Genomic DNA, 20,942 nt, shown 5'->3' with positions numbered 1-20,942 from the left:
GGGTTCGGGTGGCATGCAGTCGTCCTGACGATGAACCCTTCACCACGGGCATGCAAGTGCGGCGTAACACAGGTACCCACACCACCCGAGAGGGGCGCGAGGCGTACGAGTCGTCACCATCCGAGCAGCGCGGCGGACGGCGTGGGGCCGAGCGCGATCGGCCGGGTGGAGGAGAGGGTCCACTGGCTCCAGGATCCGACGTAGATGCGCGTATCGATCCCCGCGCGGGCGAACGCGAGCGCCGAGTGCGCAGAAGCGATCCCGGTGCCGCAGTAGAGCGTGATCTGCGCACTCGGATCGACGGACGCCGCGGCGATCGTCGCGCGGATGTCCTCGGCCGGCCGGAGTGTCCCATCGGGCGCGATGTGCGAGACGGTCGGTATGTTGACGGCGCCCGGGACATGGCCGGCCACGTCGTCGAGTCGGGTCGACTGACCCCGGTAGTGCTCGGGGGACCGGACGTCAATGAGGTACCCCGAGGCGGGTGCTCGTGCCGCATCATCGATGGTCGCGACCCCTGGATCGCGCTCGGGAAGGATGATGTCGCCCCGCGGCGGCAGCACGTCACCCCGTTCGATAGGAAGACCGGCCGCCACCCAGGCGCGGATGCCCCCGTCGAGAACCCGCACATCCACGCCTCTGTCGCGGAGGAGCCACCACGCACGCGCGGCCGGCACCGCATCGTTGTCGTCGTACGCGACGACGAGGTCGCCCTCGCGGATCCCCCAGCGTCTCGTGGAGTCCTGAAGGGCGGAATGTCGCGGCAGCGGGTATCGTCCGACCTCCGGATGGCCGCGGTCTGCCAGTTCTCGCTCCAGGTCGACGTAGACGGCGGCGGGAAGATGACCCGACACATACCCCGGTCGCCCCTCCGGCAGGTTCAGACGCCACCGCACGTCCAGCAGCCGCACGCTGCGCCCCGCCTTGAGCTCGGAGGCCAGCTCGAGCGCGGTGATCAGGAGCGGCATGTATCGAGTGTCCGAATCGTCACGCGGCATGTGGCGGCGTCGTGAAACAGAGCGCAATCCGCCGACCATCGACGAAACAAAGCGGCCAGGACCGGACGTCACAGTTCGTCGCACAGCGGTGCCCCTCGGCAGCGAGGACCCTAGCCTGGCGCGGAAGAACCAGGTCTTCCCGACCCCGCCAGTGAGGAACCCATGTCGTCCATCGTCGTTCTCGTCGGCAACCCGCAACCCGGTTCGCGCACCCGGCTCGTCGCGGAGGAGCTCGCCGGCCAGCTGGCCGAGCGGACAGGTGCTCATGCCGAGCCCACCATCGATCTCGCTGATGTCGCGCAGATGCTGTTCCGATTCCCCGACGAGGACGTCGACGCACTACTCTCACGCGTCGCGGCGGCGGACATCCTCATCGTCGCCAGCCCGACGTACAAGGCGGCGTACACCGGCCTGCTCAAGGCGTTCCTCGACCGCTATCCGACTTCCGGACTGGCCGCGGTGACCGCGATCCCGGTGATGACGATCGGCGCGCCGACGCACGCCCTCGCTGTGGAGCACACGCTGCGACCGTTGCTGGTCGAACTCGGGGCCTCGGTACCGAGCCGCGGACTCGCCTTCCCGGCATCCGCCATCGACGATCGACGGGTCATCGTCGCCGAATGGCTCGAGACGGAGGGCTCTCGCATCCGACCCCGTGAGTGAAGAGTTCTCTGTGACGCGAGATGACGAGCTGTGTTTCCTCGGGTGACGCACCGATCGGAGGGGCCCCGAGGGCGGCTCTATTCTCCCTTCATGGTTGCCCGGCGTTCGATCCCCCCTCTTCAGATATGGCACGCGATGCACCTCGCCGTCCTGAACTCGCAGGCTGAGGAAGACTCGCCCGCCAACGAGGGAGCGAACGTCGATGCCCGCTGAGGGGCTCGGGTTCGCGACCCGGCAGATCCACGCCGGCGTGGAACCGGACCAGTCTCACCGCCCGCGCGCGACACCGATCTATCTGACCGCCGGATTCGTGTTCGACGACTTCGATCAGGCGAACGAACGGTTCGCCCAGGCCGATGACGGCTACAGCTATTCACGGGCGGGCAACCCGACGAGCGCGGCGGTCGAGCGGCGCATCGCCGACCTCGAGGGCGGCGCGGATGCGCTTCTCGTCGGGAGCGGCCAAGCCGCCGTCTCCACCGCGGTGCTCGCCCTGGTCGGCGCAGGCGACCACATCGCGTCGGCGAACAGCATCTACGAAGGATCTCGCGAGCTCTTCCGCGACAACTTCGCCCGACTGGGCATCACGACCTCCTTCGTCGGTGACGCGAACGACCCGGAGGCGTGGGAGGCGGTCATCCGGCCGGAGACACGAGTGCTCTTCGCCGAGTCGATCCCGAACCCCAAGAACGACATCCTCGACATCCGTGCCGTCGCCACCGTCGCCCAGCGCCACGGCATCCCGTTGATCATCGACAACACACTCGCCACGCCCTACCTTCTGCGACCGATCGAGCATGGTGCGGACATCGTGGTGCACTCTGCGAGCAAGTTCCTCGCCGGCCACGGCACGGTTCTCGGAGGTGTCATCGTCGACGCGGGCAGGATCGACTGGACCGCGACCGACGGCCGCTACCCGCACCTCTCGGACGACGTCGGCCCCGACGGGCGCACGTTCGCCGACCGCTTCGGCCGCGCCGCGTTCTCGGCGTACGCGAGGTCGGTCGTCGCGCTGCGGCAGGGGCCTTCGCCGTCGCCCTTCACCGCGTTCCTGCTTCTCCAGGGCATCGAGACGCTGTCGCTGCGCGTGCAGCGGCACTCCGAGTCCGCCCAGCGCATCGCCGAGTGGCTCGAGGCGCATCCCGCTGTCGAGTCCGTCGACTACAGCGGACTCGCATCCAACCCCTTCCGGCCATTGGCGAAGCAGTACCTTCCGCGGGGGCAGGGCTCGGTGTTCGCCTTCACGCTGCGGGGCGGGAGGGATGCCGCCAAGACGTTCACGAATTCCGTGCGGCTGTTCACCCGGATGACCCACCTCGGCGACGTCCGCTCGCTCGTCCTGCATCCCGCCTCGACCACGCACGTCAACCGCACCGAAGACGAGCGCGTCGCCGCGGGCATCGGGCAGGGACTTCTGCGCGTCTCGATCGGCCTGGAGGATGTCGAGGATCTGATCGCGGATCTCGACCGCGCACTGGCCGCGGTTCAGGCTGCCGACCTCCTCGAGCGCGCGGGGATCGCATGACCAAGCAGCAGCACTTCGGCTGGTTCCTCTCGCGCGGCTTCGGCCCTCACGGATGGGCGCGCCCGTATTACGAGTGGAACTACGACTGGCGCACACCCGGGCTCTACCAGGAGGGCGCCCGCACACTCGAGCAGGCCGGTTTCGACTTCGTGCTCATCGAGGACGCCCTCTCCGTCGGTATCAGCCCAGCCACGCTCGACCTCCGGGTGCGCAAGGCTTACGGGGGCCCGAAGCACGATCCGTGGACGCTCGCCCCGTACCTCTTCGCCGCCACCGAGCACCTCGGCGTCATCCCGACCGCCAACCCCGCCGCCTGGCATCCGTACACCGCCGCCCGCCAATTCGCCTCCCTGCAGCACCTGTCCGGCGGCCGCCTCGGACTGAACGTGGTCACCGATGTCGGGTCTGCCCACCACTTCGGCCAGGATCGCCTGCCGCACGATGCGGCCTACGACCGCGCTCAGGAGTGGCTCGATGCGCTGCGACTGCTGTGGCGCAGCTGGGGTGACGGAGCACTGATCGCCGATCCCGAGACGCAGATCTACGCCGACGGCACGAAGATCCGCGCTGTCGAGCACCGCGGCAAGTACTGGTCGTTCGACGGTCCACTGAACGCCGAGCCGCTCCCCTCCGAGCCGGTCATCGCCTCACCGGGAGGCTCGCCGCGCGGCATCCGATTCGCCGGTGAGAACTCCGACATCCAGCTCGCCCTGTCGAACCTGGACGTCGAGGCCGTGCGCGGCTACCGCGAGCGCGTTCGCGCCGACGCGGTCGAACACGGCCGCGATCCCGGCGCCATCAAGACGATGTTCGTGTTCAAGCCCATCGTCGCGTCCTCCACGGAAGAAGCCGACCGTATCGTCGCCGCATCCGCGAACCCCGACGACGCGGCACTCCTCGCGGTCGCCGAGGCATGGTCCAGTGACCTCGAAACCGATCTCACCACCCTTGATCTGGACCGGCCTCTGGACCCGGCGATCTTCGGCGAACACGTATCGCAGGGAACCATCAAGGGCCTTCGCGGTCGCTTCGACTCCTTCGCCGACGTGCCGTTCCGCGAGATCCTCGCCGGCAAGGCACGGCTCGGCCGCATCGGCGACGGCATCAGCGGCACCGTCGGGACGGCCGAAGAGCTCGCCGACGTCATCCAGGCCCTCGGTGACGACGCCGACAACGACGGGCTCATCTTCTCGGGCGACCTGCACCCCGTCACGCTGCACCGCGCGCTCGACGAGATCGTGCCGATTCTCCGACGCCGCGGCATCCTGCGCACCGAGTTCGCGGGAGGCGGGCTGCACGCCAATTTGTCGTCGTCCTGAGTCCTCAGCGGTGAGAATCGGAAGACGGTGGGATTTGAACTCAAGTCCCGGGGCATTCCATTTGCACCCACGTCCCGAGGCATTCCAGAGGTATGCCGGGATGTCGACACCTCTGGTTACGCGGAACTCGAAGTGTCGGCGATGGGCCGAGTCTAGAGACGCGACCCGTTCTTTCTCACAGCGTTACCCGTGACAGAACGGCAATGGCAGTCAGTTTGGCAATGCTTCCGTCCGCGCTGGCTGCGTCGTACCCGCCCTCGTCTGGCCACACCGTGTGGCCAAAGCAGGCCCCGCCGTTCGATCTCGGACGATGCACGCGGTGGAGCGGACTACGTGTGAGGACTTTCCGAGTGTCTTTTCGACCGCCTCTGCGAAGCGCCCTCGTCCCGACGGGCCGAATAACAGGGAAGAAACTGTGACCGCTTCCATCCCCCTCTCGCACACCGACCGGCCAGCCGACGCACGATGTAACGGCTCGGCAGGTGCTCATGCGCGACTTCCGGATCCGGGCCTTGCGCCCTCTCGGCGTTTCATCTCTCCTCGAAGAGCCCCAAGTGCGATTCTTTGCCTCTTTCCGACCGGTGTCGGTGTGCGGCGCGCACGGCTCGTTTGAGTAGTGGTAACAGGAGCGCTAACGCGATCAAGCTCAGGCTGACGACCGAGGCATACCGGTCGATCAGAAATAGGATGTCGACTGCGTACTGTCCGACCCCGAAGCCGAGGCCGCCGACGAGTCCGCTCATGGCGAGGGCTCCGACGAAGTCGAGGAGCAGGAATGTGGTCAGCCGCATCCCCGCCCAGCCGGCGAGCGCGAACACAACCGCGGTCGGAACGCCGGGAACCATTGCCAGCACGACCGCGGCCGCGACGAAGGCTGGGGGCAGGTTCCGGGCACGCGCCGCCCACTGCCTGACCCGCTCGCTGGGAGTGAAGATCGAGATGATGCCGTGTCCCCACCGATGGCCGGCCCACCAGGCGATCCAATCGAACTTGACCATGCCGAGCGCGCCGACGATGACCACGAGCCACAGCGGCGCCTCACCGATTCGGGCGAATGCGGCAGCGATTCCCACCACGGCCAGGTCGCCGGAAAGAAACTCCAGCAGCACCGGATGATGAGCGACCAGGAACGGTGTGACGGGCCGCAGGACCATCCCATAGATGACGACCGCCAGAATTGCGGCTATCAACGCCCGGTCGATGCGTGTGGCAGGTCCCTTCCAGGGAGCGAAGCGTTGCAACGCCTTGCGCTGGGTCAACTCCCGCCGCCGCGCGTTGACAGTCATGGTCCCGAAACTGGCGGATGGGACACTGTTTCACGGTGCCGTCGTGGAACTTGGTAGCGCAGTAGCTGCATGTCGGTGGTGCCGGGTTCTAGGCCCTCGTCGACGAATCCGGCTCGTTCAGCGACATGACGCGCGATCACGTTCGCGGGCCGAGTTCGCACCACCACATCGGCACCGGGTGCGACGAGAGGGCCGATCGACACGACATGCTCGAGAACGATTCGTGCTAACCCGTGTCCCTGCGCGGCGGGCGCGAAGCGAAAGTAGACGTTGAGCACCGGCTGGCCGGTCATCGTGTGGTGCTGGACACCGCCGAGGCCGGCGAGGACTCGACCGTCATCAGCATCGCCGACCGCTGCCACGCCCCCCGGGAACACCGTTCGAGGGACGAGCACCGACCAGTACCCGAATCCGTACTCGTCCCAGTGCGTGAGCATGGGGTTGAGGAACTGGGCCGTGTGCGCCGGATCAGGATGGGTTTCGCGGGGGTCGAACCGGTACACCTCTGGGTCGCTGTGGACGACGAAGATACCGGGCACATCGGCGACGGTCGGCCGGCGTAGAACCGTGTCGTGGGTGGCTTCAATCCTCGTCCATGGTCGCGCCGGCGCAGCGGCGACGTAGGGCGCGCCCGCGTCGTCTTGCATATTCATGTTCGACCTACGTCTCTCTCGGATAAGTGATGCCGCCCCGTTAGGCGTGGATTCGCGGTCTCGCCGGAATCGCGATCGCGGAGATCGCGGCGGCGATCGCGGCCGCCGTGAAGGCGTGCGGGAAGCCTTGGCCGCCCCCGTCGATGGTGAAGCTGGCCCGCTGATGGTTGCGTTGTTGTGGTCGCCATCACATCTCCGAAATCGTACATGCGTGTACAAGTTGTGTTGCTAACATAACCCATACACATGTGTATGGGAAGGCAGACCGATGCCGACAGCGCTCTCGAAGCCGGTGGCGAGGCGTGCGGACGCTGTGCGCAACGTCGAGCGCATCCTTGACGCCTCGATCGTGTGCCTGCAGCGGCGGCCGAGCGCGACGATGGCGGAGATCGCGGAAGAAGCGGGCCTTGGCAGGGTGACGTTGTACGGGCACTTCGCGTCGCGTCCAGCGCTGATCGACGCGGTCGTGTCCCGAGTACTCGCGCAGGGTGAGGAGATGCTGGCGGCGGTGGACCTCAAGGGAGATCCGCGCACGGCGCTTGCGCAGCTGATTCGGAACAGCTGGCAGCTGGTCGATCAGTCCCGTTCGATCATCAGCGCCGCTGAGGCGGAGCTCTCACCAGCGCGGATCAGGCAGCTTCACGATGGCCCGGCGGCCCGGGTCGAGGCGCTGGTGGAACGCGGCCGCGCCGATGGCCAATTTAGGAAGGACATGCCCACATCCTGGCTTGTCGCAGTGCTGCACCAGATCCTGCACGGCGCCGGCGGGGAGGTCGCCAGCGGCAGACTCGATCCCGCGGACGCGCCGGAACGGATCATCGACACAGTGCTGTCCGTGCTCGACGCACGCTGAGCACCTTCGGGAGACACGGCGCTCATCCGCCGACTTCGGCGGTGAGCCAGACGTTCGCGTCGATCGAGGTGCAGTCGCCCTTCCATATCGTAAGAGGCACGTTCGACCCGGCCGGGAGCGCGATCGCGCGCTCGGAAACCTGGTCGGCGGTCGCCGTCGAGGATGTCTCAACAGGGGTGACCGATGTTGCGCCACTCCACTACGGCTGAATCGGTCACTCGCGACGACGAGCTGCAGCCGCAGATGGCGGTCGGCGCAATCGCGGATCGAAATCGATCCGACGGTTATCGGTGCCTCATCGGCTACGGGGGCCCGAATCAGGAGCCGCGAGCAGATCTGACCTCCTCGCCCTCACGGCGAAGACTGTAGAAGTCGGAGCTGTACTGCGGCATTGCGCGGTGATCCGCATCGTGCGGCCCGAGGTTCGGCGGTGCTCGAGACCGTTCCGATCAGAATGGCTGCCGCGACGCACCCGGCCTGGATGGAGGAAGCGCGCCGTGGTCGCTGACGTGCGATGTTGTTTCCGCGCGTGGACGCACCAACACATCCTCCTGGGGCATAAAGCGCTTTAGCATCGAATCTATGATGGATCGACATAGAGCGACAGACCGCGCGCACCGCGACAGCGAGTCTGCGTTCGCGAGTAGCGTCCGCCGCGACCAACCGCTGAGGTCACTCCTCCGCCTACTCCACCCACATCGAAAGAAGATGGCGTTCGCGGTGGTGGCGTTCGTCATCAAGGACAGCCCTGTGTGGGTTCTCCCACCGGTCACGGCGGCCATCATCGACATCGTTGTCGCGGGCGGCCCAGCGTGGCGTATCGCAGCGTGGGGCGCAGTGGCCCTGTCAGTACTGGCCTTGAACTACCCGTTCACGATGATTTTTGTTCGCCTCAGCAGTAGTTCGACTCGAACGCTGGCCTACGCCGTGCGAACAGGACTGGCCTCGAGACTCCAGCGACTGTCGCTCGGCTTCCACAATCGACAAAGCGCCTCGCTTGTCCAGACGAAGATCGTGAGAGACGTGGAAAGCCTTGAACTCATGCTCGCTCAGGTGCTGCCCACAGTGGTCTCCGCCTGCGCGACGGTGGTGGGCGCGATCGTCATAACGGCCATCTCCGTCCCTCCTTTTGTTGTGGTCTTCCTCCTCGCGATACCGGTCGCCGCAGCGCTCGTAGCCTTCATCAGGCGGCGCGCCTCCACCCGGAACGAGGCCTTCCGCTCCGAAGTCGAACGCCTCTCTGCCCAAGTCAGTGAAATGGCAGCCCTGATGCCGATCACGAGAGGGCACGGTCTCGAAGACGTTGCGACCGAGCGAGTGGCCCGGCATGCAGATTCGGTGCGTCAGGTCGGTCGCGACCTTGACCTCCTTAATGGGCGATTCAGTGCGCTGTCGTGGCTGTCCTACCAAGTACTGGGTCTGCTGTGCCTGGTCACGGCCGCACTGCTTGCGGTATCGCAGATCTTCCCCATCTCCGCCGGCCAGGTCGTCCTGCTCAGCACCTACTTCGGGCTGCTCACAAGCTCGATTGTGATGTTGCTCAATGTCACACCGATCTTCGCGAGAGGGCTCGATGCCGTCAGGTCGCTCTCTGACGTCGCAGAGGAACTGGACGTCGAGGATGATGAGGGGAAATTGCCGGTGGACCGCGTCGAGGGCTCTGTCGAGTTCAAGGACGTCGTCGTGCGGTATTCGCCGGCGGAGCCTGCCGCACTGGACAGGATCAATCTCCGCATCGCCCCTGGTGAGACGGTTGCGTTCGTCGGCTCTTCCGGATCAGGCAAGTCCACACTGCTGAACGCTGCGTTAGGTTTCGTCAACCCCGAGTCCGGGTCCGTTCTCATAGATGACCGCGATATGCAGTCACTGAACCGACGATCCTTCCGGTCACACATCTCGATCGTGCCACAGGAGGTCGCGCTCCTCGCGGGGACGGTGCGCGACAACGTCGCCTACGGGACGCCTCACCTCAGCGACGAGGACATCTTCGCTGCCCTCGAAGAAGCCGATGCCCTCGACATCCTGCAGGGCGGCGGAGGCCTGGACACTATCGTCGGTGAACGGGGGTCGTCTCTGTCGGGCGGTCAGCGTCAGCGACTGGCCATTGCCCGCGCGTTGGTGCGCCGACCACGCATCCTCGTACTTGACGAGGCAACGAGCGCGCTCGACCCGATCTCAGAATCGCGTGTCACAGCTGCACTCGATCGAGCACGCCACGGAAGGACGACTCTCATCGTGGCGCACCGCATGTCGACGATACGCAGAGCCGACACGATCGTCGTCTTGCAAAAGGGCCGCCTCGCCGAGGTCGGGAATCACGACTCCCTCATCGCACGCGAGGGACTCTACGCTCGACTCGCCGCATCCGTCTAGAGGTTCCGTGTCCGATGTCACGTCGGACTGCTCGCGTTGTCCGAGCTCCATCAACGACGAGCCGTGGGACGGCTACCCGGATCCGTCTGCCCCGCGAGTCTCAACGCGCGGACGCGCGTGCGTCAGCGCGCGGCGGTGGGCCCGTTGACCCGCGGACGGTCAGCTTGGGCGTGGAGTCGAGGAAGGCGCCGGATCCGGTCCCATCGACGACGTCGAAGAGCCGGCGCGCGACATGGGAGCCGAAAGCGACGACATCATGGCTGAGAGCGGTCAGCTTCGGGAATGTGTGCTCGCACAAGACGGAATCGTCCCATGCGACGATCGAGACGTCGTCGGGAACTCGAAGACCCAGCTCCATCGCTGTCGTCAGCCCGGCAACCGCCATGACGTCGTTGTCGTAGACGAAAGCCGTGGGCCGGGTCGCCGAAGTCAGCGCCCGTCGCGTCGCGCTCGCGCCGGACTCAGGTGAATAGTCGGTCCGAAGGATCGCGACGTCTAGTCCGAGGTGCCTCGCCTCGTCGAGGAAGGCATCGTCCCGAATGCGGGTATGCGCAAGCGAATCGAGGCCGGCGACTCGGACGATCTCGCTATGGCCGAGCCCGGCGAGATAACGCACAGCCTCGCGAAGAGAAGTCGCGTCGTCGGTCCACACGCATGGCAGGCCCCCCGCAACCGACGGATCCGCCACCACGAGCGCGGGAAGCGCGCCGGGCTCGGCTGACAGCGCGATGCGGGGATCATTCATCGCGACATCCACCAACAGCACGCCGTCCACGCGTCGAGAGCGGCGCCACTTCTCCATCGCGGCGAGCTCGTCCGCGCGCGAAGGTACGACCTGCAGCAACAGGCCGTATGAGCGGCGCGCCAGCTCGACCTCGAGCCCTGCGAGGAACTGCATGTAGAAGGACTCGACACCGAGATTGCGTGGATCTCGGGCGAGCACCATCCCGAAGGTCTCGGTACGCGCCTCGGCGAGGGACCTCGCAGCGCTGGCTGGTGCCCAGCCGAGTTCGTTCGCGATCTTCAAGACGCGCTCGCGTGTCTCCTCCGACACGCCCTTGCGCCCGTTCAGCGCGAACGACACTGCTCCAATGGAGACGCCGGCCCGCAAAGCAATGTCGCTGATCGTCACGCGACTGTTGGGCAGACGAGAGGTAGACACCTTTGAAACCCTATGCCCGCGTGTGCGCTCTTGTGCGGTGAGAAAGAGGCGGATGCCGGGACTCGGGCGACCCCCGGCATCCGCCCCGGTCTACTTCACGGTGAGGCGATCGATCGCGAACTGACCCGCGTTGAAGAAGATCAGCACGTCATGCACCGCCGTGAGGCTGGAGGTATCGCAGCCGAACTCGTCGAGCGGAACGGTGACCGACTGGGTCGTGTTCTCCGGCACCCACTCCCAGGGGGACTGGCACCAGGCCCAGGCGTCGCCGTAGCGGACGGCCACCGAGACGGATGTGCCGGCAGCCGCTGTCGAGACGTCGAACTCGAGCGCCGCGCGCGTCGATAGGTCGAGAACGGGACTGTCGGCGGGTGACCCGAACCAAGCGCCGTTCGACGTCACCTGGAGCGCAACGCTCCCGTCCGTCGCTCCAGTAGGACCGACATCGAGCGCACCGGGATCGGTCTGCCAGTCCGCTGGAGCCCACCCCTCCAGTCCGGTCTCCCACGACGCGAGCACGACCGGATCCCCCGGCGCAGGACGAACGGTGACGGTCACGATCGCCTCCGCCGTGGTCACGCCGTTTCCGACCGTGTACGGGAAGTCGACCCTGCCGACAAAGCCGCCTTCAGGGGTATAGGTGACCACGCCCGGAGCGGTGATTGCAAGCGATCCGCCGGGCAGCGCGACAGAGGTTTGTCGTCCTCGAGCTGCGGGGTCGAGGTCCAGCGTGCTCTTCCGAAGCGGCAGCGTGAGGGATACGTCGTTGGCCAGCACGTCGACCACCGCTGTCGTATCGCGCTCCACGGTGATCGCATCGTTGTCGGCGATCGTTTGGAGCAGCGTCTTCGCGCCCGCAAGCGACGCGGGAGCGAGCTTCGCGTGCGCGCTCATGAGCGTGCAGACGGGGCTTGGACAGTAGACGGTGAAGCCGTCGTAGTCCGCGTACAGCGTGCCGTCATCCTGCTCAGCCGACAGAATCCAGTAGAGCGCACCGTCCACACCGGAATGGCGGATCGTTCGCAGCCATTCGTCGTACACCGGCATACGGGTCGCCTTGTCGACGAGCCCGAACTCCCCGAGATAGACGGGCTTTCCGATCTTCGCGGCCGCCGCGCCGTGCTCGGCGATCCAGCCCGTCCCCCACGCGGTGCTGGTTTTCCAGTGATCCGGGTACAGATGCATCGACATCATGTCGATGTGCTTCAGTGATGCGAGGGCGACAGTGTCGACTCCCTCGGCGCAGTCCTCCCCGAATCCCGGTCCGTATCCGGAAGCCCCATACTTCTGCGTGAGAGACCACTTGCTCTCCGGCCGGCAGAAGAAGCCCTCGTCGCCGGCCGCGAGCAGGTGCTTGCCGTCGATGGATTTGACGTGCCGGCTCATCTCGTCAGCCCACGTCGTGATGGTCGTCGCATCGCAGGTGCCATCCGGGTAGACACCGGCGCTGGTGCAGCGCGGCTCGTTGGCCAGCTCCCAGGCCAAGATGGTCGGATCATCCTTGTATTTGACCCCGGTCAGCGAGTTGGTCCGATTGAGCAATGTGGCGATCCAGTCTTTGAACCACCCGCGAATTCTGCCGTCGGTGTAGAAATCGGCGTGCTCGTCGAGGCCAGCCCAGCGGACGTACTGGTCCATTCCGCCGAAGGCGTTCCAATTGTTGGTGAAAGGGATGATGAGCCGGATGCCGCGCTCGCGTGCGGCGGCGATGACATAGTCGAGCTTCTGCAGGCCGTCGGCCCCTTCGTTGACGACCGGCTTGCCGGTCGATTCGTCCCACGCCTGGTACCAGACGCCTTCGAAGTTCTGGTGGACGGATCCGGAGCCGTCGGGCGACTGAAAGTCCTGGAACCCCCAGGTGCGCATCACATCGAACCCTGCTTGGGCCGCGTCGTCCAGGACGGCGTCCACCATCCCCGTCGATTTGTATCCGAGGTAGTAGTTGTTCGTGCCAGCGAACTCGTAGGGTTTGCCGCCGAGCGTCAGCCTGTTTCCTTGCGCCTTCACAAACTGAGAGGCGGACGGCGAAGGCGGCGGTGCGGCGCTCGCCGGCGTCGCCGAGATCAGCAGCCCAGCGGCAAGCGCGGCGGTCGTGAGGGCCGCGACTGCGCGGCGCCTCCTGTCGGGCGGAATGTGTGTCATCTTCGACCTTCCTGTTTGCGGTGGCGGGGTGCCACCAGTGGCGTGACCCGGGCGCCCGATCCCGGATCCTTCTCGCGCTACCGATCCACCTTCGCGACGCGGATGAATTCGGTGAGCGGATGCTGGGGTGGCACGTCGAAGAGCATCGTCGCGCCGTCTAGTCCTGTGCCGCGCGGGCTCACGATCCGTGCGGTCGGGCGAGCTTCGGTGACCAGTTCGCTGAAACGTCCCAGGATGAGCGGCGAGGTGAACACTCCTCCGATGGCGCTCACCGCTTCTTCGGCGTCGGGGTCGGTCGGGTCCTCGACGCGCCGGAGCGCAGTCACGACCGACCGCGCGAGCTCGCGAGCCGCGCGCAGGGCGATCTGGGCACTCGCTGCGTCGACGTCGGCAAGCGTGGTTACCGACGAGGCGAACGACGCCACGATGCGGACGCGGTCCGGGTCCGACTGCAGCTGAACATAGGCGTCCTCGATGTCATCCCAGCGCTCCCGTACCGCCTCGGTCAGCGCTGTCGGGGATTCCCTGCCGTCGTGTGCGCGCATCGCAGCCTCGAGCGCCTCGCGACCGATCCAGTAGGCGCTGCCAGCGTCACCCATGATGTTGCCCCAGCCGTCGACACGCGCGATTCGGTCCGGTCCGACTCCGAGCGTCACCACACCGGTCCCCGCGGCGATGACGGCTCCCTGAGCGTCGCCAAGAGAGCCGAGGAACGACGTGACGGAGTCATGGGCGAGCAGCACGTGCCGGGCACCCACGTCACCAAGCGCTGCGAGAAGCGCGCCAGCGTCGGACTGGCTGCGAGTCAGCCCCGAGACGCCGAACGCGACCGACTCCACGGGCCGGCCCAGCTCACGCTGCTGCGCGCGCACCACCTCGGCCAGCTGGGGCAGCAGAGGCTCGTGGGTTCGCACACCCGGGTACACCGCCTCGACATGGGGCTCGACACCCGACCGTGTGCGGACCTTTATGCCCGTTTGCCCGGCATCGATGGCGACGGTCGTCCCGCTGCCGGGGTGGACGATCGTCACGGGGATGTCACCGACTTCCACTCCGCATACTGCGCAGCCATGAAGGCCCCCGCGGGTTTGCCATACGGACAGTAGTCGTCGTTGGTGGATGCCTCGTCCGCGTCGTACAGCCGAGCCGGCCAGTCCCAGAGCATGAGCCCGCCCACCCAATCGCGGCTGCGGCATGCGCGGAACATCTCCTGGTAATACTCGAGCTGCGCTTGTCCGGATGGTCCGCCGACGAGCGACCAGTCGTTGGGGAGGTCAGGTGACCCGACTCGAGAGGGGCAGCCCGCTTCCATGAAGAAGAAGGGCTTGCCGGAGGCACGAACGACCTCCTCGATCCGGTCGAGTTCGCGCTCCCACGCGTTCAGGGGGTAGTAGCCGCTCGACGAGATGAGATCCACGGCGTCCCACCACGAAACTCTGTCTTCCTGGTACTTGTCACAGTTGTAGGTGATGAGGCCGCTGTACACCTGGCGTACGCGGGCTATCAGCCGCCTCCAGTGCTGCTCCTGGCCGTCCGATCGCACCATCTCGCAACCCACGCAGAGCATCTCGCAGCTCTCCTGCTCGGCGATCCGAGCCGCGTCGAGGATGAAGTCGCTGTAGGAGTCGAACCAGTCCGTCCACGACGGCTCCCCGGGAACGTCCCAGTCGAAGAATCCGATGTGTGCACGCCACGTGCCATCCGCCACATTGACGACGGGCTTGAGGCAGACCTTCATTCCCAGTTCGTGCGCCTTCCGGATCGCCCAGGTGATCTCCCCTTCCCCGACGCCCGTCGGGGCCCCGTATCGGACGCGGGTGGAGAAGGCGGTGTCCTGGATTCCGGTGTAGGCGAGGGCAGTCCAGTTCACCTCGTGCTCGGACATCAACGTGATGGATGCCTCGCCTTCGGGAGTCGCCCATGTGCCGGGGACGCCGACCCATCCCCAGGTCATGCCGCACACGGGAGCGATCTCACTTGCGTGACTCATGCGCCTGCCACCAGTTCATTAGCAGAGCGCAAGATTCCCGGCTCTCGAAGTTCGTTCTCTGCGATCGCCGCAACGCCGCTGATCCGGAAGGTGGCCACCTCGCCAGGGAGGAGGGTGCGCAGTCCTTCGTCGACCGTGGCGGAGGGGGCGATCTTGTCGACCAGGATTGCGAGGTCACGCAGAATGGTGCCCGCCGTCACCTCGACATCGAACGTTTCCTCGTCTGTGTGCGAGACCGCGAGCGAGAACTCGGGGGAGGGAAGCGCGCTGTCGCGCGGCTCTGAGAACCACCAGAATCCACGTTGGCCCAGCGCCTCGGCGGTGAGGAGCTCGCGCGCAGCGTCGCGGGGTTCGGCGACCGCGCCATCGACTGCGACGCGCACAGTGGCGCGGGGTCCCACGACGACGTGACGCGAGTCACCGGCCATGATGCGGCCGGAGAAATCGCGGCGACGCAGTTCCAGATCACCCGACCAGGATTCATCGGTGTCGTTCACCAGCGTGACCGTGAGTTCGCCAGCGACCGGGAGCACGGTGACGACGCGCGGGGCGAAGGCATTCCGAAGGGCGTAGAAGAGAGGCTTCTCTCGGCCGCCGCCGTCGATGGCGGCCCATGAGGTCACCGGCCAGCAGTCGTTGAGCTGCCAGACCACCGCTCCTGATGTATGTGGGGCGTGCGAGCGGAACCACTCGAGCGCCGCAGACACGGCGTTCGCCTGGTTGAGCTGCATCGCCCAATGCCACATCTCCATCTCTTCGGGCACTCGATAATGCGGCACGAGCCCGGAACTGAGCTTGGCGTTGCCGTCGATCGCCTTCTGGTGCACGATCATCCCCGGAGACTCCGGCGTGAGCGGCTGATCGTGGATGGCCTGGGTAAGAGTGGACCAGGTCGGAGGACCCTGCCAACCGAACTCCGCGACGAATCGCGGCGTCTGCGCTCGATACGTCGTCCAGTCCAGTCGGTTCCACTGTTCCCAGAGGTGCATGGTGCCGTGTCGCTCGGCGTTGGGGTGCTCACCCCCTGGGCTGAACGGGCTCCCGGGGGCGTACGAAACATGCGGCGCGATCTCGGCGACGATGGCCGGCAGCAGCTCGTAGTAGTAGTGCTCCCCCCAGGACTTGCCGTCAAGCCGTGCCTTCCACCCCCAGTCCTCGTAGCCCCAGAGGTTCTCGTTGTTCCCGGTGAGCAGGACGAGGGACGCGTGGTGAGCGATGCGCGTGACGTTGTCGCGCGCTTCGGCCTGCACCTCCGATCGAAGGGGCTCATCCTCTGAGTACGCTGCGCACGCGAACAGGAAGTCCTGCCAGGTGAGAAGACCGAGCTCATCGCAGAGGTCGTAGAAGTCGTCGGCCTCGTAGATGCCTCCGCCCCACACTCGGATGAGATTTATGTGGGCCTGCGTTGCCTGCTCGAGCCGGCGCCGGTACCGGGCGCGGTCGACCCGGCTGGGGAACGCGTCGTCCGGGATCCAATTGACCCCTTTGACGAAGATGCTTCGATCGTTCACGATCAGCTCGAACGGCGTGCCAGCCTCATCCGGAGCCGTGTTCCACCGGACGGTGCGGAATCCGACCCGTCGTGTCGTCTCGTCGAGGAGGGACGCATCGGCCGAGAGCCTTACCGAGACGTCGTACAGAGGTTGCGCGCCGTGCCCGGCGGGCCACCACCTTTCGACCTGCGGGATTCGCACCTCGATGTCCACGCCGCTCTCGTCGTCGACTTCGACGGTCGCCGACTCACCGGCGACGGACACCGTCACGGTGAGGGGAAGCTCGCCGCCGGTGCGGACCACGTCTGCTCTCACCCGCACGGTGCCGCCGGCTCCGTGCGGTTCCGCCGCCATGAGCACGTCGCCGAGGCGGGCGCCGGACCAGGTCTCCAGCCGAACCGGGCGCCAGATCCCGCTCGAGTAGGTCGCGATCCCCCAGTCCCAGCCGAAGCTGCACGCGGACTTCCTGATCGCGTCGTAGGGGAAGGGATAGGGTCGCGGGCGTGCGCCGAGCGCGACACTCTGAGCATTCGCGTATCGCACCGGGCTGCGGAACTCAACAGTGAGTCGGTTGTCGCCGGCGTGAAGACGGTCAGTGATGTCGACTCGGTGCTTCCGATGCTGGTTGGCGACCTCGAGGATGCGCTCGCCGTTCAGCAAGACGGTGGCAACGGTGTCCAGTCCGTCGAACACCAGCTCGTGCCGCTCGCCGGCCGCGAGAGTCTCCGCGGTCACCGTTACCTCAGTCTCGAAGGTCCAATCGACGAGGCCGATCCAGGCAAGCTTCGACTCGTTGTCGTCGAGGTAGGGGTCGGGGATGAGGCCTGCCGCCATGAGATCTAGGTGCACGACTCCGGGAACGGTCGCCGGCAGGGGCTGGCGGCCCACTTCGGCCGGTCCCGATGCCGCGCGCACGGTCCATCCCTCAGTGATCGGGGTGCGCGACACGGGCGCGAGGAGGGGGTTGGCGATGGTCACTTCACGGCTCCTGAGACGAGACCCTTGTAGATCCAGCGCTGCAGGAACACAAAGGCGATGACGGTGGGAATGATGACGAGCAGGGTTCCGGCCGCAATGATCTCCCATTGCGCACCGAACGGTCCTTTGAACCGGAACAGTGCGGTGGAGATGAGCGGCTCTGATTGCAGATAGAGGAATGGCAGGTAGAACTCGTTGTAGACGGCGATGCCCTTGATGATGACGACGGTTGCGATCGCCGGTTTGAGGAGCGGGAGGATGACGCGCCAATAAATCGTCCACCGATTGGCGCCGTCGATCATGGCCGCTTCGTCCAGTGACATCGGAATGGATTGCATGAACTGGATGAAGATGTAGATCGCGATGATGTCGGTGCCCATGAAGAGCAGGATCAGAGCCGCTTTCGTGTTGTACAGACCGAGGCCGCTGATGATCTGGAAGGTGGCCACCTGACTGGTCACGCTAGGGATCAGCGTGGCAATCAGGAACAGGCTCAGAATGACGCGCCGGCCGCGGAATGCGAACCGATCGATCGCGTACGCCGCCATCGTTCCGATCAGGACGGTTCCGACCAGCGTGATGGCGAGCACGATGGTCGTATTGACGAACCCGGCGATCATGTCGCCTTGCTCAGCGGCGATCTGGAAGTTCTCGAAGTTGAACCAGTTCGACGGTGGAGCGAGTGGCCCGGTGGTCGCGTATTCCTCGCCGGTCTTGAAGCTCGCGAAGACGATGACGGAAAGCGGCAACAGGACGACGATGGAAGCGATGATCAGCGACGCGTACTTCGCGATCCGCGGGATGGCAGCGATCATGTCAGGTCCACCTTCTCGTCGGGGAAGATTCTCCGCTGCATGAACGTGACGACGAGGACGATGATCAGCAGTACGACAGCCATCGCCGACGCCAGTCCGACCTGACGGAAATTGAACGCCGTCTGGATGGTTTGGATGACGAACGTGGCCGTACCGTTCGCCCCTCCGGTCATGATGAACGGGATCTCGAACACCGACAGGCTTCCCGCGACAGCCAGGATGAAGGACAGCCCGATGATCCGTCGTATTCCGGGGAAGATGATGTACCGGAACTGCTGCCAACGATTCGCGCCATCGAGTTCGGCCGCCTCGTAGAGCTCTGCAGGAATCGACTGGATGGCGCCGAGGAAGAGGACGAAGTTCAGGCCGGTGTAGCGCCACACGGACGTCGCCGCGAGGGAGTAGTTCGCTATCGACGCGTCGCCGAGCCACTGCGGCGGATCCGCGACGCCAACCCACGAAAGCACCGTGTCGAGTGTTCCGCCCGGCTGGAACAGGTAGAGGAAGACGAAGCCGATGGCGACTCCGTTGATGAGATAAGGGAAGAACAACACGCCGCGGAAGAAGTTGGAGAAGCGGGTGCTGAAACTCAGCAGTGTGGCGAAGTACAGCGCGATCGCCATCTGCACGAAAGACGCGATGAAGTAGTACAGGCTCACGCCGAACACCGCGAAGATCTCAGGCTCCGTGAACACACGCACGTAGTTGTCGACACCTACGAACTCATCGACAGGTCCGAACCCGGTCCACTCGTTGACGCTGTACCAGATCATGTTCACAGCCGGCACGTACGTCAGGAGCAGCAGGAGCCCTACGGCCGCCGCGATGAAGAGGTATGGGGTCAGGCCGGCCAGCCACCCCTTGCCGGCGGGACCAGCGGCCCCCTTCGATGTGCGGCGGGGTCGTCGCTGTTGTTGCAGGCTCGCCGTTCCCTGGAGCGGCCCCGTAACTCCTGCCGGGACGGGTCCGTTTGTTGTAACCGACACAGTGTTCCTCTCCTCCGAGCTCTCGGCGCCGCCAACGGGGCCGGATGACGGGTGGTCCGACTCCCCCGGTGGGGAGTCGGACCACCCGGGGGGGTCGTCAGCCTGCGAGCTCTTCGACCGCTTCACCCCAGCGCGCGTTAAGGTCTGCGAAGAAGCTCTCCTTGTCGCCTTCGGCTTGACCGCGTGCGACATCGACCAGCTGCTGGCGGTAGAGGTTGCCCCAGATGTCCACTTGCGAGGTGTCCGCGACGTTGCTCAGCAGGCCCTCCTGGCCCGCGGGAGCGGGCGCCGCTTCGATGAGCTCCACGCCACCGTCGGCTAGCGCACTGAGGTTGGAGGGCAGCGGGTCTTCGATGACCGCGGAGATCATGCCCTGACTGTCCGTGAACCCGGACTCCTCCACCAACCAATCGAGCCATGCGCGAGCGGCGGCCTTATTGGGCGAGTTCTTGTTGATCGCCAGGTTGTAGTCGCCGCCGATCGTGGCGTATTGCGTCCCGTTCTCCGCAGTCGCTGGGAAAGCCATGAATCCGATGGCGTCCTCTGAAGCCCCGGCATCCGCAGCTGCGGTCTGGAACTGCGAGATCGCCCACGATCCCAGCACCATCGACGCGATCTCGCCCGATGCGAGGTCCGTCTTCGACTGCTCCCAGTTCGTCGTGAGCGGATCGGGCTCGCTGAGCCCCTCTGCGACGATGTCGTAGAGAAGCGAGTCGATTGCGTAGATGTCGGTACCCTCGACCCACGGCTCGGGGTCGTTCGCCATCTCGTTCTGCGCATCCGGGTTACCGGTCAGTGCACCGACGTTCGCGGTCCACTGGCCCCCCAGAGGCCAGCCATCCTTGTAGTTGGTGTAGTACGGAATGGCGTCGGTGTTCTCACTCACGGCGCGAAGAGCGTCGAGGTATTCCTCTTCGGTCGTCGGGAGCTCGGTAACACCAGCAGCCTCGAAGACTTCGGTGTTGTACAGCACACCATTCGCGTTTCCGCCCAGTGCGATCCCGTAGGCGACGCCGTCATAGCTCGCGGGTGGGAGGAATCGGTATGTCTCCTCGAGCTCTCCGACGTCACCGAGCGGCTCGAAGAAGTCCGCGAACTGGTCCGCCGGCACCTGTGGGATGAGAAGCACGTCACCGTACCCGTTGGGACTGCTCATGCGAGTGCGCACGTCGTCTGCGTAATTGGTGATCGCCTCTACCGTCACGTTGACGTCGGGGTAGACCTGCTGAAACTCCTCGACGTATGCCTCCCACGTGCCGTCGGTTTCCAGATCGGTCCGATTGGTCAGGAATGTGATGTCCCCCGCGACTTCGCCACTCTCGGACTCCTCGCCGCTGCCGCTCGAGCACGAGGTCAGCAGCAGCGTCGTCGCCGCGACTGCGACAAGGCCAACCATTGCCTTGCGTGTTGCCATGTGATCGTCTCCCTCGTTGGTATGGCATCCTCCGGGTTCCGGTGAGAATGCCCTCACCGTTGGGATGCGGATGTCAGCGTAAGACAGCCCCAGCAAATAGTAAAGCGCTTTAGCGATTTCTGTCCTACACTGTCGGGTAGCCAACTCACTCGAATCGCCGCCGTTCAGAAGCAAACTCAGGCGTTCGGGGACGAAGGGAATCGTGAATGTCTCGAGAATGTCCATCGTGGTCATCTGCAGACCCGCTCGCCGACCCGCGTCGCCAATGAATCGGATTGCTTCCGGGGGGCGG

At 65.6% G+C, this 20,942-nt stretch carries 17 protein-coding genes; 6 read left to right on the top strand and 11 right to left on the bottom strand.

Going from position 1 to position 20,942, the window contains the following annotated elements; all coding sequences use genetic code 11:
• Positions 1 to 113 precede the first annotated feature (113 nt).
• Positions 114 to 968 (bottom strand): sulfurtransferase, encoded by an 855-nt coding sequence (locus T9R20_RS01865; protein WP_322410864.1) that lies wholly within the window; start codon positions 966 to 968, stop codon positions 114 to 116.
• A gap of 192 nt (positions 969 to 1,160) precedes the next feature.
• Here T9R20_RS01865 and T9R20_RS01860 point away from each other — a divergent pair, with 192 nt between their 5' ends.
• The 3 genes from T9R20_RS01860 (at position 1,161) to T9R20_RS01850 (ending at position 4,505) form a co-directional block, all read left to right on the top strand.
• A complete protein-coding gene (locus T9R20_RS01860; RefSeq protein WP_322410863.1) occupies positions 1,161 to 1,661 on the top strand; it encodes an NAD(P)H-dependent oxidoreductase in 501 nt (166 codons plus the stop codon).
• A gap of 202 nt (positions 1,662 to 1,863) precedes the next feature.
• The gene (locus T9R20_RS01855) at positions 1,864 to 3,186 is read left to right on the top strand and encodes an O-acetylhomoserine aminocarboxypropyltransferase/cysteine synthase family protein (protein ID WP_322410862.1); all 1,323 of its coding nucleotides are present in this window, start codon (positions 1,864 to 1,866) and stop codon (positions 3,184 to 3,186) included.
• Positions 3,183 to 4,505: an LLM class flavin-dependent oxidoreductase gene (locus tag T9R20_RS01850; RefSeq protein ID WP_322410861.1), complete on the top strand. Its 1,323-nt coding sequence runs from the start codon at positions 3,183 to 3,185 to the stop codon at positions 4,503 to 4,505. Before T9R20_RS01855 ends, T9R20_RS01850 begins: the two co-directional genes overlap by 4 nt.
• A 530-nt stretch (positions 4,506 to 5,035) precedes the next feature.
• Here T9R20_RS01850 and T9R20_RS01845 read toward each other — a convergent pair.
• Complete coding sequence (locus tag T9R20_RS01845; protein WP_322410860.1) at positions 5,036 to 5,791, bottom strand: DedA family protein; 756 nt, start codon at positions 5,789 to 5,791, stop codon at positions 5,036 to 5,038.
• A complete protein-coding gene (locus T9R20_RS01840; RefSeq protein ID WP_322410859.1) occupies positions 5,788 to 6,444 on the bottom strand; it encodes a GNAT family N-acetyltransferase in 657 nt (218 codons plus the stop codon). The genes T9R20_RS01845 and T9R20_RS01840 overlap by 4 nt, the downstream gene beginning before the upstream one ends.
• 268 nt (positions 6,445 to 6,712) lie before the next feature.
• Here T9R20_RS01840 and T9R20_RS01835 point away from each other — a divergent pair, with 268 nt between their 5' ends.
• The 3 genes from T9R20_RS01835 to T9R20_RS01825 all read left to right on the top strand — a co-directional run bounded on the left by T9R20_RS01835 (position 6,713) and on the right by T9R20_RS01825 (position 9,670).
• Complete coding sequence (locus T9R20_RS01835) at positions 6,713 to 7,297, top strand: TetR/AcrR family transcriptional regulator (RefSeq protein WP_322410858.1); 585 nt, start codon at positions 6,713 to 6,715, stop codon at positions 7,295 to 7,297.
• 41 nt (positions 7,298 to 7,338) lie between these two features.
• Positions 7,339 to 7,506 carry a hypothetical protein gene (locus T9R20_RS01830; protein WP_322410857.1) on the top strand — a complete coding sequence of 56 codons (168 nt, stop codon included), beginning with the start codon at positions 7,339 to 7,341 and terminating at the stop codon, positions 7,504 to 7,506.
• Between the two features lie 373 nt (positions 7,507 to 7,879).
• Entirely contained in the window at positions 7,880 to 9,670 is a 1,791-nt protein-coding gene (locus tag T9R20_RS01825; RefSeq protein ID WP_322410856.1) for an ABC transporter ATP-binding protein, read from the top strand.
• A gap of 100 nt (positions 9,671 to 9,770) precedes the next feature.
• Here the strand turns inward: T9R20_RS01825 and T9R20_RS01820 are convergent, their stop codons facing one another.
• From T9R20_RS01820 to T9R20_RS01785, 8 genes are all read right to left on the bottom strand, one after another.
• Positions 9,771 to 10,802, bottom strand: coding sequence for a LacI family DNA-binding transcriptional regulator (locus tag T9R20_RS01820; RefSeq protein ID WP_322410855.1), 1,032 nt, complete (start codon positions 10,800 to 10,802; stop codon positions 9,771 to 9,773).
• Between the two features lie 120 nt (positions 10,803 to 10,922).
• Positions 10,923 to 12,974 carry a cellulase family glycosylhydrolase gene (locus T9R20_RS01815; protein ID WP_322410854.1) on the bottom strand — a complete coding sequence of 684 codons (2,052 nt, stop codon included), beginning with the start codon at positions 12,972 to 12,974 and terminating at the stop codon, positions 10,923 to 10,925.
• Between the two features lie 77 nt (positions 12,975 to 13,051).
• Entirely contained in the window at positions 13,052 to 14,026 is a 975-nt protein-coding gene (locus tag T9R20_RS01810) for an N-acetylglucosamine kinase (protein WP_322410853.1), read from the bottom strand.
• Positions 14,002 to 14,964, bottom strand: coding sequence for a glycoside hydrolase family 113 (locus tag T9R20_RS01805; protein ID WP_322410852.1), 963 nt, complete (start codon positions 14,962 to 14,964; stop codon positions 14,002 to 14,004). The genes T9R20_RS01810 and T9R20_RS01805 overlap by 25 nt, the downstream gene beginning before the upstream one ends.
• On the bottom strand, positions 14,961 to 17,435 hold the full coding sequence (locus T9R20_RS01800) for a glycoside hydrolase family 2 protein (protein WP_322410851.1): 2,475 nt from the start codon (positions 17,433 to 17,435) through the stop codon (positions 14,961 to 14,963). The genes T9R20_RS01805 and T9R20_RS01800 overlap by 4 nt, the downstream gene beginning before the upstream one ends.
• The gene (locus T9R20_RS01795) at positions 17,432 to 18,250 is read right to left on the bottom strand and encodes a carbohydrate ABC transporter permease (protein WP_322410850.1); all 819 of its coding nucleotides are present in this window, start codon (positions 18,248 to 18,250) and stop codon (positions 17,432 to 17,434) included. The genes T9R20_RS01800 and T9R20_RS01795 overlap by 4 nt, the downstream gene beginning before the upstream one ends.
• Positions 18,247 to 19,170: a sugar ABC transporter permease gene (locus T9R20_RS01790; protein WP_322412225.1), complete on the bottom strand. Its 924-nt coding sequence runs from the start codon at positions 19,168 to 19,170 to the stop codon at positions 18,247 to 18,249. Before T9R20_RS01790 ends, T9R20_RS01795 begins: the two co-directional genes overlap by 4 nt.
• 163 nt (positions 19,171 to 19,333) lie before the next feature.
• A complete protein-coding gene (locus T9R20_RS01785; RefSeq protein ID WP_322410849.1) occupies positions 19,334 to 20,884 on the bottom strand; it encodes an ABC transporter substrate-binding protein in 1,551 nt (516 codons plus the stop codon).
• Between the last annotated feature and the right edge of the window lie 58 nt (positions 20,885 to 20,942).

Origin of the sequence: Microbacterium invictum, from assembly GCF_034421375.1 — a bacterium.
GTDB classification, from domain to species: Bacteria; Actinomycetota; Actinomycetes; order Actinomycetales; family Microbacteriaceae; genus Microbacterium; species Microbacterium invictum_A.
Note: the sequence above shows the minus strand (reverse complement) of the source record. Positions and strands in the feature narration are given on the sequence as shown.

Excerpts from the sequence above, each read along its gene's own strand:
- T9R20_RS01865 (WP_322410864.1), bottom strand. The coding sequence starts at position 968 with ATGCCGCTCCTGATCACCGCGCTCGAGCTGGCCTCCGAGCTCAAGGCG.
- T9R20_RS01860 (WP_322410863.1), top strand. The coding sequence starts at position 1,161 with ATGTCGTCCATCGTCGTTCTCGTCGGCAACCCGCAACCCGGTTCGCGC.
- T9R20_RS01855 (WP_322410862.1), top strand. The coding sequence starts at position 1,864 with ATGCCCGCTGAGGGGCTCGGGTTCGCGACCCGGCAGATCCACGCCGGC.
- T9R20_RS01850 (WP_322410861.1), top strand. The coding sequence starts at position 3,183 with ATGACCAAGCAGCAGCACTTCGGCTGGTTCCTCTCGCGCGGCTTCGGC.
- T9R20_RS01845 (WP_322410860.1), bottom strand. The coding sequence starts at position 5,791 with ATGACTGTCAACGCGCGGCGGCGGGAGTTGACCCAGCGCAAGGCGTTG.
- T9R20_RS01840 (WP_322410859.1), bottom strand. The coding sequence starts at position 6,444 with ATGAATATGCAAGACGACGCGGGCGCGCCCTACGTCGCCGCTGCGCCG.
- T9R20_RS01835 (WP_322410858.1), top strand. The coding sequence starts at position 6,713 with ATGCCGACAGCGCTCTCGAAGCCGGTGGCGAGGCGTGCGGACGCTGTG.
- T9R20_RS01825 (WP_322410856.1), top strand. The coding sequence starts at position 7,880 with ATGATGGATCGACATAGAGCGACAGACCGCGCGCACCGCGACAGCGAG.
- T9R20_RS01815 (WP_322410854.1), bottom strand. The coding sequence starts at position 12,974 with ATGACACACATTCCGCCCGACAGGAGGCGCCGCGCAGTCGCGGCCCTC.
- T9R20_RS01805 (WP_322410852.1), bottom strand. The coding sequence starts at position 14,964 with ATGAGTCACGCAAGTGAGATCGCTCCCGTGTGCGGCATGACCTGGGGA.
- T9R20_RS01795 (WP_322410850.1), bottom strand. The coding sequence starts at position 18,250 with ATGATCGCTGCCATCCCGCGGATCGCGAAGTACGCGTCGCTGATCATC.
- T9R20_RS01785 (WP_322410849.1), bottom strand. The coding sequence starts at position 20,884 with ATGACCACGATGGACATTCTCGAGACATTCACGATTCCCTTCGTCCCC.